Origin of the sequence: Microbispora sp. NPDC046973 (assembly GCF_040644495.1) — a bacterium.
Classification (GTDB): domain Bacteria; phylum Actinomycetota; class Actinomycetes; order Streptosporangiales; family Streptosporangiaceae; genus Microbispora.
Genome location: NZ_JBEYWQ010000042.1, coordinates 39081 through 54603 on the forward strand (window position 1 = coordinate 39081; position 15523 = coordinate 54603).

Below are 15523 nucleotides of genomic sequence, written 5' to 3' on the forward strand. Positions count from 1 at the left end.
GGAGGACCTGCTGGCTAGTTTTCGGGACACCCCGGCCCCCATGGGTCACAGGGTTCCCGATGTCGCAGGTAGAGGAGTCACTCGTGCGAGTGCTGGCCGTCGTCCCCGCCCGTGGAGGCTCCGTGGGCGTCCCGCTGAAGAACCTGGAGAAGGTGGGCGGCGTCCCGCTCGTCGCCCGGGCGGTGGACGCCTGTACGCGCGCCGAGCTGGTGGACGAGGTGGTCGTCAGCACCGACCACGACCGGATCGCCGAGGTGGCCGAGGCCGCGGGCGCCCGGGTCGTGCGCCGGCCCGCCGACCTCAGCGGCTCGACCGCCTCCAGCGAGTCGGCCGTGCTGCACGCCCTGTCGGAGCTGTCCGGCGAGGAGCCCGAGATCGTCGTGCTCGTCCAGTGCACCAGCGCGTTCCTCGATCCCCGCGACCTCGACGCCGCCGTCGCGAAGGTGCTGGACGGCGAGGCCGACTCGGTCTTCTCCGGCACCGAGACCTACGAGTTCGTCTGGACCGGCGCCGGCCACGGCGTGAACCACGACCCGGCCGTGCGCCCGCGCCGCCAGGACCGCGAGCCCCACTTCCGCGAGACCGGCGCGTTCTACGTCATGCGTACGGAGGGCCTGCGCGAGCGCGGCCACCGCTTCTTCGGCAGGGTCGCCGTCCAGCAGGTGCCCGCCCGCCACGCGGTCGAGATCGACACCCCCGAGGACCTGGAGATCGCGCGGGCGCTCGCGCCGTTCGTGGACGAGCCGCTGCCGATCGACGTGGACGCGGTCGTCACCGACTTCGACGGCGTGCACACCGACGACCGCGCGTTCGTCGACTCCGACGGCCGGGAGATGGTCGCGGTCAGCCGCTCCGACGGGATGGGGATCGCGCTGCTGCGCCGGGCCGGCGTGAAGGTGCTCGTGCTGTCCACCGAGCGCAACCCGGTCGTCGCCGCCCGCGCCGCCAAGCTCGGCGTGCCGGTGGTGCAGGGCCTCGGCGCCAAGGACGTCGCGCTGCGCGAATGGCTGGCCGCCGAGGGCCTGGCCGCCGAGCGGGTGGCGTACGTGGGCAACGACGTCAACGACCTGTCCTGCATGGCGATCGTCGGCTGGCCGGTCGCGGTGCCCGACGCGCACCCCCGGGTGCGTGCCGCCGCCCGCGTCGTGCTGTCGGCCCCCGGGGGCGCCGGAGCCGTGCGCGAGCTGTCCGACCGGGTGCTCGCGGCCCGCCCGGCCACCGCGCTGGAGACCGTCCCCGCCTCCGCGCCCGCCACCGTGCCCTTCGCTGTGCCCTTCACCGCGTCCGGCATCGTGCCCGGCCGCCTCGGGCAGCCGCGGCCGGTGCGGATCGGCCGGTCGCTGGTCGGCCCCGGACAGCCCGTGTACGTGATCGGCGAGATCGGCATCAACCACAACGGCGACGTCGACATCGCCCGCAAGCTGATCGACGTGGCCGCCGACGCCGGCTGCCAGGCCGTCAAGTTCCAGAAGCGGACCCCGGAGATCTGCGTGCCGCTCGAGCAGCGCGACCAGATCCGGCAGACGCCGTGGGGCGAGATGACCTACATGGAGTACAAGATCCGGACGGAGTTCGGCGAGGACGAGTACGCCCACATCGCCAAATACTGCGAGGAGCGCGGCGTCGACTGGTTCGCCTCGCCCTGGGACGTGCCGTCGGTGGAGTTCCTTGAGCACATGGACGTCGTCGCGCACAAGGTGGCCTCGGCCTCGGTGACCGACCACGAACTGCTGCGCGCGCTGGCCGCCACCCGCAAGCCGATCATCCTGTCCACCGGCATGTCCACGATCGAGGAGATCGACGCGGCGGTGGAGATCCTCGGCACCGAGCGTCTGGTGATGATGCACGCCACCTCGACCTACCCGCTCCCGCCCGAGGAGGCCAACCTCCGCATGATCACCACGCTCCAGCAGCGGTACGGCGTGCCGGTCGGCTACTCGGGGCACGAGCGCGGGCTGCAGATCTCGCTCGCCGCCGTGACGCTGGGCGCGGTGACCGTCGAGCGGCACATCACGCTCGACCGGGCCATGTGGGGCTCGGACCACGCCGCCTCGCTGGAGCCCACCGGCCTGGAGCACCTGGTCCGCGACATCCGCATCATCGAGACCGCGCTCGGCGACGGCGTGAAGCGCGTCTACCCGGGCGAGGAGGCCCCCCGGGCCCGCCTGCGCCGCGTCACGGCATGATCACTCTCTCCGTGGTCGTGCCGGTCCGGGACGGCGAGGCGTACCTCGCCGACGCGCTCACTTCGCTGGTGCGCAACCGGACGCGCGAGTTCGAGACCGAGGTCGTCGTCGTGGACGACGGCTCGGCGGACGCCACGCCGGAGGTCGTCGAGGACTTCCGGCGCGACCTGCCGGGGCTCACGGTCGTCCGCAACCCGGTGCCGCTGGGGCTGGCCGGCGCCCGCAACGCCGGGCTGAAGCTGGCCGCCGGCCGCTACGTCACCTTCCTCGACGCCGACGACTGGCTCGCGCCCGGCTACCTGCCCCGCCTCGTCGCCGCCATCGACGGGCTCGGGTGCGACTTCGTGCGCGTGGACCACGTCCAGGTCGAGGGCCGCAGACGGGAGACGCACCGCGCGCCGCAGCCGCGCCGGGGCGTCGTGCTGGACCCGCGCGACGGCATCCTGCCGGCCGACGGGAAGACCATGGTCGACTACCCCTACGCCTGGGCCGGGATCTACCGGCGCGAGCTGGACGACCTGCTGACCTTCCCCGCCGGGCTGCACACCGCCGAGGACCGCCCGTGGATCTGGCGGCTGCACCGGCTGGCCCGGTCGTACGCCGTGGTCTCCCTCGCCGGGGTGTTCTACCGGCGGGGGATCGCGGCCTCGCTCACCCAGATCGGCGACGAGCGGCAGCTCCACTTCTTCGACGCCTACGAGATGGTGCTGGACGAGGCCGAGCCGCGCTACCTGCCCAAGGCGGCCCGCAACCTGTGCGCGCTGCTCGCCCACCACGTGGAGCTGGCCGGCCGGTTCACCCCGGCCGTACGCGACCGGTTCGACGAGCGGGCGCGGGCGGCGCTCGCCCGGCTGCCCCGCGAGACGCTCACCGAGGCCGTCGGCGGGCTGGAGCCCGAGCGGGCCGCCCTGCTCGACTCCTACCTACCGGGCCCCCGAACGACAGGAGAGCCGCGTGCCTGACTCCACGCTGTTCTACGCCTCCACGCTGTTCGGCGCGATGACGCTCGCGGCGGCGATCGACGAGGGGCGGTTCCGCGACGGCGACCGGGTCCTCCTCGTGTCGAACAACGCGGCGATCCCCGAGGTCACCCCGGCGCTGGACGAGGCGCCGGGGTTCGCCGCGCTGCGCGACAGGTTCGACCGCGTCCTGTCCTGGAACGAGATCATCGCGCCGCTGCACCCGTCGGACTGGAAGCCCCGTTCGATCGAGACGCCCATGCTCGGCCGCCTGCTGCGCGACCTGATCGGCGAGCCGGACGAGCTGGTCCTGGAGTCGATCGCGGTGTCCCCGTCGCGTACGCTCGCGGGCCTGGTCAAGGACTGCCCGATCACCGTCTACTCCGACGGCCTGATGAGCTACGGCCCGACCCGCGACCCGCTCCCCCAGGAGATCGCCGGGCGGATCGCCCGGCTGCTCCACCTCGACCTCGTCCCGGGCCTGGCGCCCCTGCTGCTGGCCGAGCACGGGGTGCGGGCCGAGGCCCTGACGGACGCGGCGTTCGCGCGCGTGGTGGGCCGGGTGGCCGAGGCGGCCGAACCGGCTCCGCGCGCCGAGGCGGTCGTCCTCGGCCAGTACCTGTCCGCGCTCGGCCTGGTCACGGCCGCCGAGGAGGCCGCGCTGCACGAGCGCATGCTGCGCGGGCTGGCGGCGCGCGGCCACCGGACCGTGCTGTTCAAGCCGCACCCCGCCGCCGGGCGGCGGCACGCCCGCGAGCTGCGGCCGGTCGCCGCGGAGCTGGGCGTCGACCTCCTCGTGGCCCCCGAGACGACGCCCGCCGAGGCGTGCTTCGCCGCGCACCGCCCCGAGCTCGTCGCCGGCTGCTTCTCCACCGCGCTGGTGACCGCGCGGCGCCTGTTCGGCCTGCCGGTCGCGGCCACCGGCACCGATCTCGTGCTCGAACGGCTCACGCCGTACGAGAACAGCAACCGGATCCCGGCGACGATCGTGGACGCCACGCTGCCCCGGCTGGAGGCCGGCGGCACGGTCACCGAGCCGCCCACCGCCGACCTCACCGCCCTGGTCGGGGCCGTGGGCTACTGCATGCAGAGCGCGGCCCACCCCGGCCTGCGCGAGACCGCGGCCGCCTACGTGGACGCCCACGGACCGGCGCGCTACTTCAAGAAGCGCAGGCTGGAGTCGCTCGGCCTGATCGAACGCCCGGCCCCCGCGCAGGCCCGCCCGCAGACGCGCCTGCGCCGCCTGCTGTCCCGGTGACCTCGCCCGGATCGACGCGGGCGGGGTCACCGGGCCGGTCGGCTAGAACGCCTTGAGGTAGCGGCGCATCCGCCGCTTGGCGCGGTAGCCGTACCGCAGGACCTTGGGCGGCACCTCCAGGCGCAGCCGGGCGCGGCGGCGGGCGGCGGCGTGCTCGGGACCGTCGAGGAGCGAGCGGGCCGGCTCCAGCGTCCCCGCCCCGGCCGCGGCGACCAGCGCGGCGACGCGGCCGGTCCAGTCGCTGGCCGAGGAGTCGTGGAAGTAGTTGGCCCGGCACCACTCCTCGGCCGGGACCCGGAAGTCCGCCTTGGCCAGGTCGTCGAGCGTGCCCAGGCAGCCGCTGCCCTCGAACACCAAGTTGATCATCTCGGCGCTGACCCCGAAGTCGGACAGCACGAGCAGGGGCACGTTCCCGGCGATCGCCTCGAGCGCCGCCGTCGAGCTGACCGTGACGAACCCGGCGGCGCGGCTCAGGTGCTCGTGCATCGGACCGGCGGCGAAGCGCACGGCGCCCACGGGCACCCGGCCCTCGGCCTCCATCGCGGTCCACAGCCGTTCGTAGTGGTGACGTTCGTTGTGCGTCTGCCGCTCGTCGTCGCGGGCCCGCAGCTTGACCACCACGTCCAGGTCGGGCCGGGCCCGCCCGAGCTCGGCCAGAGCCAGCAGGATCCGCTCCCGCTCATCGCGCCGCCTGGGCACCTTGGCCTGGGTGGCGAACACGACGCGGTCGCGCACGCCTCCGGTGGCGGGACCGCCCGCTGCGCGGGGCAGGAGGTCCAGGTAGGGCAGGCGGGCCAGCGCCACCGCCCCTCCCCCGCCGAGCCGCGCGCCGATCTCGGAGAACTCGGCGACCTCCCGGCCGCTGTGCACGACGAACAGGTCGCAGCCGCTGCGGAACAGCCAGGCCTTCTCCGTCGCGGGCACCGAGATGCCGGGCAGACCCGACACCAGCACCGGCCGCGGCCGCAGCCCGGCCAGCGTCTCCGCCGCCAGCGCGTCCACCACCGGCCCGGTGCAGGCCAGCAGCACGGCGTCGGGCCGGAACCGTTCGGCCGCCCGCCGCAGCTGCCGCGCCGGCAGCACCGGGGGAAGCCCTTCGCCCTGCGCGCGGGTGCCGCTCACGGCGGCGGCGATCTGCGCCGCGGACGGGGTGATGGGAGTGCGGACGACGGCCAGATCCGTGACCCAGTCCTCCGGAGTCGCGTCGAGCAGGCCCGCGGCCCACTTCAGATACGAGTCGGAGTCGGCCACGGCGAGCAGACGGGTCAAGGAGCGACCTTTCCGGGATCGTGCGTGTGGGGCTGGTGAGGTTCCTGTGCGAAGAGCTGGAGGTGGGAGCGCAGCGACGGGCCGGCCGAGGCCGTCCACCAGTCGTCGGGCACGTCCACGGCCTCCACCCGTACGCCCCGGGCCGACAGCAGGACGCGCAGCGAGGTCACCGCGGTGGACGGCAGGCTCAGCACCCGCTGGTCCGGTCGCAGGTCGCGCAGCGTCACCTCGGCGGGCGCCCCGGCGTCGTACACGGTCAGCCCGGCGATCCGGCGCACCCGGTCGAGGTCCCCGGGATCCTCACGCCGGTGGGGGAAGTACGCGACGGGCTCGTCGATCCGCTCCAGCCAGCGCAGGTAGCGGTCGCGGTGGATGAGCCCGTTGCGTACGAGCGAGGTGCCGAGCACGACGGTGCGCTCCGGCGGCGGCCGGTCGGCGGGCTGGGCGCGCAGCCAGGCGAAGTCGTGCCGGACGAGCCGCGTGCCCGTGCCCTCCACCGCCTCGGCGAGGCCGGCGGGCACCGGGAGCGCGGTGAACACCGTGGGCCTGCGGGTGCGCAGGCGGAACCCGGCGGCCGCGGCGAGCACCTTGCGGCCGAGACCGGGGGTCCCGCGGGCGCGCAGCAGCGGGCGGCGCGCGACCAGCAGCTCAAGCAGGCGGATCGTGGCCAGTCCGTCGTCCACCAGCACCGTGCGGCCGGGGAGGGCGGTGACGAGTGCGAGCTGGACGCGCCCGGAGAAGGCGTCGCCCACCGCCCACGTGCGGCCCGGCCGGGGAACCCGCTCGGCCGGCTCGGCGAACTCCAGCCCCTCGGGCAGCCCGAGCCGCTCGAGCTCGCGGCGGGTCAGCCGCAGGGCCGGCAACCCGGCCCGCGGCACCACCGTGGTGGCGGCCCCGAGAAGCCCCGCGTGGTGCGCCTCGACGACGCACAGCAGCTGCAGGGGGGACTCCACCCACGCGACGGCCTGCCCCTGCTCGGCGGCGTGGCGCCGTCCCTCGTTCTCCACGCCCCGTAAAGAAACGTTCACGACGCGCTCACCCTAGCCGCCCGACACGACGACGGCGGGAACACGCGGTGAACAGACCCCGAAGGGATCTTCTCGGCGCATTACGGCAGCATGGGAGGCATGAACGTCATCACCTTGAACAACAACGTGCGGATGCCTCAGCTCGGTTTCGGTGTGTGGCAGGTGGCCGACGACGAGGCCGAGAAGGTCGTGGCGACCGCCCTGGAGTACGGCTACCGCAGCATCGACACCGCGAAGCTGTACCACAACGAGGAGGGCGTCGGCCGCGCCCTGCGCGCCTCGGGTCTCCCCCGTGAGGAGCTGTTCGTCACCACCAAGCTCTGGAACGACGAGCACGGCTACGACCAGGCGCTGCGCGCCTTCGACGCCGGCATGCGGCGGCTCGGCCTGGAGACCCTCGACCTGTACCTGATCCACTGGCCTGCCCCGAAGCAGAACAAGTACGTCGAGACGTGGAGGGCCCTGGAGAAGCTGTACGCCGACGGGCGGGTGCGGGCGATCGGGGTGTCCAACTTCACCGTGAGCACTTTGGAGCGCCTGCTCGCCGAGACCGACGTGATCCCCGCGCTGAACCAGATCGAGCTGCACCCGCAGCTCGCCCAGCGGGAGCTGCGCGGATTCCACGCGGAGCGCGGCATCGCCACCGAGGCGTGGAGCCCGCTCGGGCAGGGCAGGGGCCTGCTCGACCTGCCCGTCCTGGCCGAGATCGGCAAGAAGTACGGCAAGACGGCCGCGCAGGTGGTGCTGCGCTGGCACATCCAGCTCGGCAACGTGGTGATCCCGAAGTCGGTGACGCCGTCGCGCATCAAGGAGAACATCGAGGTCTTCGACTTCGAGCTGAGCCCGGAGGACATGGCCGCGATCAACGGTCTCGACGAGGGCCGCCGTCTCGGTCCCGACCCCGCCGCCTTCGGCTGACCGGCCCGTGCCGGACCTCGGCCGCGTGTCGCGGCCGAGGCCGCCGGCGGCGGAGGATTCACCACAGCCTCCCGCATAACGGACGCGGCGCGGTCACACGGTCACGCTGCGTACGTTTCCCCTGGCGAAGGCATGGCAATGATTGCTGCCGTGCCCCAACCACGACGATCGAGAAAGCTGTGGGCCGGGCTCGCCGCGGCGCTCCTCCTGTGCCTCGGGCTCACCGGCGCCTCGCGTGCCGAGCCCGCCCCCGCGGCCCACCGGCCCAACATCGTGCTGATCCTCACCGACGACCTGGACGCGGCGGATCTGAGCCGGTTCCCCCACATCACCGACCTGCTGGTGCGTCAGGGCACCACGCTGTCCCGCTTCTTCGTCACCAATCCCTGGTGCTGCCCTTCCCGGTCGTCCATCCTGCGCTCGCAGTACATGCACAGCCACCAGGTGGAGAGCAACCGCTCGCCGACCGGCGGGTTCCCGAAGTTCCGGCCGCTGGAGGCCTCCACGCTCGGGACGTGGATGCACGACGCGGGCTACCGCACCGCGCTCATGGGCAAGTACCTCAACAACTACCCCGAGGACGCGCCGCGCACGTACGTGCCGCCCGGCTGGGACGAGTGGCACGTCCCCGTCACCCGTCTCTACCAGGAGTACGGCTACGCGCTCAACGAGAACGGCGTGATCCGGCGGTACGGCGACGCCCCCGAGGACTACCTGGAGGACGTGCTGAGCGCCAAGGCCGCGGCGTTCGCCACCGATTCCACCGCCCGGGGGGACGCTCCGTTCTTCCTCTACCTCGCCCCGGTCGCGCCGCACCTGCCCGCGCACTACGCGCCCCGCCACGCGGCCGCCTTCGCCGGCGAGCAGGCGCCGCGGACCGCGTCGTTCGACCAGGCCGACCTGTCCGCCGAGCCCCGCTGGCTCGGCGAGCGCGCACCGCTGTCGGCCGCCGACACACGCCGGATCGACCGCGTCCACCGCGACCGGCTGCGCGCCATGCTCGGTGTCGACGACATGGTGGGCGCCCTGGTCGAGGCGCTGAGCCGGGCGGGCCGCCTGGACGACACCTACATCTTCTTCACCTCCGACAACGGCTTCCACCTGGGCCAGCACCGGCTGCGGCCAGGCAAGACGACGCCCTTCGAGGAGGACATCCGGGTGCCCATGGTGGTGCGCGGACCGGGCGTGCCCGCCGGCGGCGTGGTCGACGCGCTCACGTCGACAGTCGACCTCGCGCCGACGTTCGCCGAGCTGGGCGGGGCCGCGGTGCCGCCCACGGCCGAGGGCCGCTCGCTCGTCCCGCTCCTGCGCGGGCAGGACGTCCCCTGGCGCGACGCCGTGCTCGCGGAGTTCTACCACCCCTCCTACTCGCCGCACTCGCCGCCCACGTACGCGATGGTGCGGACGGCGCGGTACGCGTACGTGGAGTACGCGACCGGGGAGCGGCAACTCTACGACCTGCGGGACGACCCGGCGGAGCTGCACAACATCGCGGCGACGGCCGACCCGGGCCTGAGGGCCGTGCTCGCGGCCCGGCTCGCGCTGCTGCGGGCGTGCTCGGGACCGGCCTGCCGGCTCGCGGACGCCGCGGGCACGGGACTCCCCGGCACAGTGATTCCAGACACAGCGATCCCTGGCACAGTGATCCCGGGGACGGGGATCTCGGTGGGCGGCGGGGTGTCCCCGGGTACGGCCGCGGCGGCCGGCGGGTGAGGCGGCGGAGCGGATAAGGGCGGGCGCCCCGGCAGGTTGGGGGCATCCCCTATTCATTTCTGCCCATATGGTGATGGGAGCGCTCCCAAGCGTGCTATGTCCTAGTATGTCCCATTGACCAGCCCTAACCACCCAGGGAGTAACAGTTAGGTTTCGGCATATTGACGCCCGCGTTGCTCATAGAGGACCCTTCGTGGGAGCGCTCCCAACGGTGCTGAGTACACGGTGCGGGAGTACCGAGCACAACCTTCGATCGCGGGCCGTGAGATCGGGGACCGGCCTGGGATGCACCTCCCACGAACGATTCGGGATACCACCTGAGAGGGGTCCGGAATGATTGCACACTCGCGCCGCGGCAGGCTGCTCGCGGTCGCCGCGGTGGCGGCGCTGGCTCTCGGCGCCACCGCCTGCCAGTCCGACGACAAGCCCGACACCGCGGCGGGCGGCGGGTCCTCGGCGGCGGCCGGCCCCGTGACCGTCACGCTCCAGACGTTCGGCGGCGGCAAGAACTTCGGCTACAAGGAAGCCGTCGACAAGTGGAACGCCGAGCACAAGGACATCCAGATCAAGTATGACAACCTGACCGACCAGTTCGAGCAGGTCTACTGGCCGCAGATGATCCAGTGGCTGCAGTCCGGCGCGGGCGCCGGCGACGTCGTCGGCATCGACGAGGGCGGCATGGGCCTCGCCAAGGCGCACCCCGAGTGGTGGGCCGACCTCGGCGAGTTCGGCCTGCAGAACCGCAAGAGCGACTTCGCCGCCTGGAAGTGGGAGAACGGCGTCACCGCCGACGGCAAGCTCTTCGGCCTCGGCACCGACGTCGGCGGCATGAGCCTGTGCTACCGCCGGGACCTGTTCGAGAAGGCCGGTCTGCCCTCCGACCGCGATGAGGTCAGCAAGCTCTGGCCGACGTGGGACGACTTCATCAAGGTCGCCCACAAGTTCCAGGACAAGATCAAGGACACGAAGTTCGTCGACGGCACCAACACGCTCTACAACGTGGTCCTGGTGCAGGAGGGCGCCAAGAACGGCAACGTCACGTACTTCGACAAGGACAACAACCTGATCGTCGACAAGAACCCGGCGGTCAAGACGGCGTACGACTTCGCCCAGAAGATCAGCCAGGAGGGCCTCACGGCCAAGCTGCGCAACTTCACGCCCGAGTGGAACACCGGCATGAAGAAGTCGCAGTTCGCCACCCTCGGCTGCCCGTCGTGGATGCTCGGCGCGGTGAGCGGCGACGGCGGCGCCGGACCTGACTTCAAGGGCAAGTGGGACGTCGCGGCGGTGCCCGGCGGCGGCGGCAACTGGGGCGGCTCCTGGCTCGCCGTGCCGAAGCAGTCGAAGCACCCCAAGGAGGCGGCGCAGGTCCTCGACTACCTGACCGGCAAGGACGCCGAGGTCAGCGTCTTCAACTACGCCGGCAACATGCCGAGCAACGTGCAGGCGCAGCAGGACCCGGCCGTCCAGGGCGCGAAGAACGAGTACTTCAACGACGCCCCCGTCGGTGAGATCTTCGCCAAGTCGGCCGCCTCGCTCCAGCCGATCTTCCTCGGCGTCAAGCACGCCCAGGTCAAGAACGCCATCGAGTCGGTCGTCTCCGCCATCGACGACGGCTCCGTGCCGTACGCGAACGGCTGGAAGAAGCTCGTCGACGACGCCGTGAAGGCCGCGGGCTGATCCTGCCCGCCAGGTGAGCACCGGCCCGCCGCAGCGGCACCCCGCCGGCGGGCCGGTCGCCTGCTTTCACCCGAAAGGTAACTTATGAGCCTGCACGTCGACGCCGGGCAACCCACCCGGGCACCGATGCCGCCCAGCCGGAGGCACGTCCGGCCGAGACCGGGCCGGTCCTTTCTGACCTGGCTGGACCTCAAGGCCGCGCCGTACCTCCTGGTCTCTCCCTACTACCTGCTCTTCCTGGTCTTCGGGCTCTTCCCGCTCGGCTTCACCCTCTACTACTCGTTCTTCGACTACGACCTCACGGGCACGGTCGAGTGGACGGGCCTCGGCAACTACACCGCCATGCTCGGCGACGCCGATTTCTGGAAGGCGGTCGTCAACACCCTCGCGATGTTCGTCATCGCGACGGTCCCGCAGATGCTGCTGGCTCTGCTGCTGGCCAACGCGCTGAACAAGCGGATGAAGGCCCAGCTGTTCGTCCGGCTGGGCGTCCTGCTCCCCCTCGTCACCTCGGTCGTCGCGGTGGCGGTCGTCTTCACCCAGCTGTACGGCCGCGACTGGGGCGTCGTCAACTGGGTGCTCGGCTGGTTCGGGGCCGACCCCATCGACTGGAAGGCCGAGCGCCTCCCCTCCTGGCTCGCCATCGCGACCATGATCGACTGGCGCTGGACCGGCTACAACGCGATCATCTTCCTGGCCGGCATGCAGACGATCCCCAAGGACCTCTACGAGGCGGCCTCGATCGACGGCGCGTCCCGGCGGCGCCAGTTCTGGCAGATCACGATCCCGATGCTCCGGCCCACGATGATCTTCGTGGTGCTGAACTCCACCATCGGCGGCCTCACGCTGTTCGCCGAGCCGACGACGTTCTACAACGGCAACGTCCACGGCGGCACCAACAGCCAGTTCCAGACCGTCTCGATGTTCATCTTCGAGCAGGGCTTCCGCGAGTTCGACTACGGCTACGCCTCGGCGGCCGCCTGGCTGCTGTTCCTGCTCATCCTCATCGGATCGGCCATCAACTTCCTGCTCATCCGCCGGATCGGGGGCAACAAGTGACCACGCTCTCCGCGCCCGCCACCACGCGGCGGCGCCGCGCCAAGGGGCCGGGAGGTGCCGCCGGCCTCTGGACCGCCACGCCGATGACGAGGCTCATCCTCGCGGTCACGATCATCATCTCGGCGTTCCCGCTGTACTACATGATCGTCATCGCCTCGCGCACCAACACCGAGGCGACCGACATGCCGCCGCCGTTCCTGCCGGGCGGCAAGCTCGGGGAGAACATCCAGCGCGTGCTGTCCAACCCCGACGCGCACTACCTGACCGGTCTCACCAACTCGCTGATCATCGCCTGCACGGTGACGCTCTCGGTGGTGGTGATCTCGACGTTCGCCGGCTTCGCGTTCGCCCGGCTGAACTTCAAGGGCGGCAAGGTCCTGCTGCTGCTGGTGCTGCTGACCATGATGGTCCCGCTGCAGCAGATGGGCATCGTCCCCCTCTACCGGCTCATGGTCAGCCTCGAATGGGTCGGCTCGATCAAGGCGGTGATCCTGCCCTACCTGCTCAACGGATTCGGCGTCTTCCTCATGACGCAGTACACCCAGCAGGCCGTGCCCAACGAGCTGGTCGAGGCCGCCCGCGTCGACGGCGCCTCCACCCTGCGGATCTGGTGGAACGTCGTCCTGCCCGCCGTACGGCCGGGCATGGCGGTGCTGGGCATCAACACGTTCATGCTCATCTGGAACGACTTCATGTGGCCGTTGATCGTCCTGACGCCGGACAACCCGACGGTCCAGGTCGCCATCAACTCGCTCAACGCGAAGTACGGGACGGACTACGTGCTGATCTTCAGCGGCACGCTCATGTCGATCCTCCCGCTCATCGTCGTTTTCATCGCGTTCGGCCGACAGATCATCGGCGGACTCATGGAAGGTGCGGTCAAGGCGTGACAACGCAAGGCACACGTCCCGAGGCAGAGGCCCCCAGCGTGATGTTCCCCACCGGGTTCGTCTGGGGCGCCGCCACCTCCGCTTACCAGATCGAGGGCGCGCTCACCGCCGACGGGCGGGGCCACTCCATTTGGGACACCTTCTGCAGTCAGGACGGGCGGATCGTGGGCGGCGACACCGCCGAGATCGCGATCGACCACTACAACCGGTATCGCGAGGACGTCAAGCTCATGGCGGACCTCGGCCTCACCGCCTACCGGTTCTCCGTCTCCTGGCCGCGGATCCAGCCCGACGGCTCCGGCGCGTACAACCGCAAGGGCCTCGACTTCTACAAGAGGCTCATCGACGAGCTGCTCAGCTACGGCATCGACCCGTGGCTGACGCTCTACCACTGGGACCTCCCCCAGGCACTCGAAGACGCCGGCGGGTGGCCGTCGCGCGACACGTCGAAGCGCTTCGCCGACTTCGCCGCGAAGGTGCACGCCGAGCTCGGCGACCGGGTCAGGAACTGGAGCACGGTCAACGAGCCCTGGTGCGCCGCGTTCCTCGGCTACGCCTCCGGCGAGCACGCGCCGGGGCGGCGCGAGCCGGCCGCCGCGCTGCGCGCCGCGCACCACCTCAACCTCGCGCACGGCCTGGCCGTCCAGGCCATACGGGCCCAGAACGCCGACTCGCTGATCGGCGGGTGCGTGAACGTGTACCCGGTCACGCCGGCCACGGGCAGCGAGGCCGACCAGGACGCCGCCCGCCGCATCGACGGGCTGCAGAACCGTTTCTTCCTGGACGCGCTGCTCAAGGGCTCCTACCCCGAGGACGTGCTGGCCGACCTGAGCCACCTGTCCGACATGGAGTTCATCCAGGACGGCGACCTGGCCACGATCGCCTCCCCGATCGACATGCTGCTGATCAACTACTACAGCCGCTTCACCGTCTCCGGCGCGCCCGGCGGCGCCGCGTCCGCGGCCGCCGCGCCGACGGACTCCGGATCGCCGTGGATCGGCAGCGAGCACGTGGGCTTCGTCAACGGCGGACGCCCGGTCACCTCCATGGGCTGGGAGGTCGACGGCAGCGGCCTGCACGAGATGCTGCGGCGGATCGCCGACGAGTACCCGCGTATCCCGCTCTACATCTCCGAGAACGGCGCGGCCTACGACGACGTGATCGGCGAGGACGGCACCGTGCACGATCCCGATCGGGTGGCCTACATCGACGCCCACCTGCGGATCTGCCACGAGGCCATCGAGTCGGGCATCCCGCTTCAGGGCTACTTCGCCTGGTCCCTGATGGACAACTTCGAGTGGGCCTGGGGATACGGCAAGCGTTTCGGTCTCGTCTACGTCGACTACGAGACCCAGGCGAGGACCATGAAATCGAGCGCTTTGTGGTATGCCGACACCATCAGACACGGCGGCCTGCTGGGTCGGGCACAATAAGCGCAGACGCGATAAGGGGGCAGTATAGATGAACGGGGACCGCCGTTCCGGAGGCCGGCCGACTCTGGAAGCGGTCGCCGCACGCGCCGGGGTCGGCCGCGGCACCGTGTCGCGGGTCATCAACGGCTCGCCCAAGGTGAGCGACCGGGCCCGCGACGCGGTGTTATTGGCGATCCAGGAGCTCGGCTACGTGCCCAACCGGGCGGCGCGCACCCTCGTGACCAACCGGACCGACACCATCGCGCTGGTGGTGTCGGAGTCGGAGCAGCGCGTCTTCGACGAGCCGTACTTCGCCGGGCTGATCCGCGGCATCGGCTCCGCGCTGGCGGAGACCGGACTGCAGCTCATCCTCACGATGGCGCAGAACCGTGCCGAGCACGACCGGCTGGAGCACTACCTGACCGGGCAGCACGTCGACGGCGTGCTGCTCACCTCCGTGCACGGCGCCGACCCGCTGCCGGGCCGGCTGGAGGAGCTGGGCGTGCCGACCGTGCTCGGTGGCCGTCCGGTGGGGCTCAACCCGTACAGCTTCGTCGACATGGACAACCGGGCCGGCGCCCGGCAGGCGGTCAAGTACCTGCTCTCCAAGGGCCGGACCAAGATCGCCACGATCGCCGGTCCGCAGGATATGGGCGTGGGCGTCGACCGTCTCGCGGGATACCGCGACGCGCTGCTGGCCACCGGGATGACCGAGCGCGTCGCGTACGGCGACTTCTCTGAGGAGAGCGGGGAGGCGGGCATGCGCGACCTGCTCGCCCGCCACCCCGACCTGGACGCCGTGTTCACGGCCTCCGACCCGATGGCGGTCGGCGCCCTCCGGGTGCTCAAGGAGCAGGGCCTGGTCGTGCCCGACGACGTCGCGGTGATCGGCTTCGAGGACTCCAAGGTGGCGCTGCACACCGATCCGCAGCTGACGAGCGTGCACCAGCCGACCGAGGCGATGGGCCGGCAGATGGTCCAGCTCCTGATCGCCCGGATCAACGGCGAGCCGCTGGAGCAGCCGGTCGTCATCCTCGACACACACCTCGTGATCCGCGCCTCCGCCTGACGCGCCACGACGTCCCCGGCGACATGGAGACCGCCGCGCACCCTCGGGTGCGCGGCGGTCTCGTGTCGTGGTCTCGACGTCG

General features: G+C 71.5%; 12 protein-coding genes. 10 read left to right on the forward strand and 2 right to left on the reverse strand.

Going from position 1 to position 15523, the window contains the following annotated elements; translation table 11 throughout:
- Positions 1–83: 83 nt before the first annotated feature.
- Genes ABZ860_RS39190 through ABZ860_RS39200 form a run of 3 tightly spaced genes read left to right on the forward strand, consistent with a single transcriptional unit; the run spans position 84 to position 4403 of the window.
- Positions 84–2186, forward strand: coding sequence for an N-acetylneuraminate synthase family protein (locus ABZ860_RS39190; RefSeq protein ID WP_357230571.1), 2103 nt, complete (start codon positions 84–86; stop codon positions 2184–2186).
- A complete protein-coding gene (locus ABZ860_RS39195; protein ID WP_357230574.1) occupies positions 2183–3148 on the forward strand; it encodes a glycosyltransferase family 2 protein in 966 nt (321 codons plus the stop codon). Before ABZ860_RS39190 ends, ABZ860_RS39195 begins: the two co-directional genes overlap by 4 nt.
- Positions 3141–4403 (forward strand): polysialyltransferase family glycosyltransferase, encoded by a 1263-nt coding sequence (locus tag ABZ860_RS39200; protein WP_357230577.1) that lies wholly within the window; start codon positions 3141–3143, stop codon positions 4401–4403. The genes ABZ860_RS39195 and ABZ860_RS39200 overlap by 8 nt, the downstream gene beginning before the upstream one ends.
- 42 nt (positions 4404–4445) lie before the next feature.
- On the opposite strand, the gene ABZ860_RS39205 is transcribed toward ABZ860_RS39200, so the two are convergent.
- A complete protein-coding gene (locus ABZ860_RS39205; RefSeq protein WP_357230580.1) occupies positions 4446–5672 on the reverse strand; it encodes a DUF6716 putative glycosyltransferase in 1227 nt (408 codons plus the stop codon).
- Complete coding sequence (locus ABZ860_RS39210; RefSeq protein ID WP_357230583.1) at positions 5669–6700, reverse strand: hypothetical protein; 1032 nt, start codon at positions 6698–6700, stop codon at positions 5669–5671. The genes ABZ860_RS39205 and ABZ860_RS39210 overlap by 4 nt, the downstream gene beginning before the upstream one ends.
- A 99-nt stretch (positions 6701–6799) precedes the next feature.
- Here ABZ860_RS39210 and ABZ860_RS39215 point away from each other — a divergent pair, with 99 nt between their 5' ends.
- The 7 genes from ABZ860_RS39215 to ABZ860_RS39245 all read left to right on the forward strand — a co-directional run bounded on the left by ABZ860_RS39215 (position 6800) and on the right by ABZ860_RS39245 (position 15441).
- On the forward strand, positions 6800–7618 hold the full coding sequence (locus tag ABZ860_RS39215; RefSeq protein ID WP_357230586.1) for an aldo/keto reductase: 819 nt from the start codon (positions 6800–6802) through the stop codon (positions 7616–7618).
- Between the two features lie 150 nt (positions 7619–7768).
- A complete protein-coding gene (locus ABZ860_RS39220; RefSeq protein ID WP_357230589.1) occupies positions 7769–9331 on the forward strand; it encodes a sulfatase in 1563 nt (520 codons plus the stop codon).
- A gap of 333 nt (positions 9332–9664) precedes the next feature.
- Positions 9665–11011 (forward strand): extracellular solute-binding protein, encoded by a 1347-nt coding sequence (locus ABZ860_RS39225; RefSeq protein WP_357230592.1) that lies wholly within the window; start codon positions 9665–9667, stop codon positions 11009–11011.
- Positions 11012–11095: 84 nt separating this feature from the next.
- The gene (locus ABZ860_RS39230; RefSeq protein ID WP_357230595.1) at positions 11096–12070 is read left to right on the forward strand and encodes a sugar ABC transporter permease; all 975 of its coding nucleotides are present in this window, start codon (positions 11096–11098) and stop codon (positions 12068–12070) included.
- Positions 12067–12960 (forward strand): carbohydrate ABC transporter permease, encoded by an 894-nt coding sequence (locus tag ABZ860_RS39235; RefSeq protein ID WP_357230598.1) that lies wholly within the window; start codon positions 12067–12069, stop codon positions 12958–12960. The genes ABZ860_RS39230 and ABZ860_RS39235 overlap by 4 nt, the downstream gene beginning before the upstream one ends.
- A 41-nt stretch (positions 12961–13001) precedes the next feature.
- The gene (locus tag ABZ860_RS39240) at positions 13002–14393 is read left to right on the forward strand and encodes a GH1 family beta-glucosidase (RefSeq protein WP_357230604.1); all 1392 of its coding nucleotides are present in this window, start codon (positions 13002–13004) and stop codon (positions 14391–14393) included.
- A 28-nt stretch (positions 14394–14421) separates the two neighbouring features.
- Positions 14422–15441: a LacI family DNA-binding transcriptional regulator gene (locus tag ABZ860_RS39245; RefSeq protein WP_139572861.1), complete on the forward strand. Its 1020-nt coding sequence runs from the start codon at positions 14422–14424 to the stop codon at positions 15439–15441.
- Positions 15442–15523 lie beyond the last annotated feature (82 nt).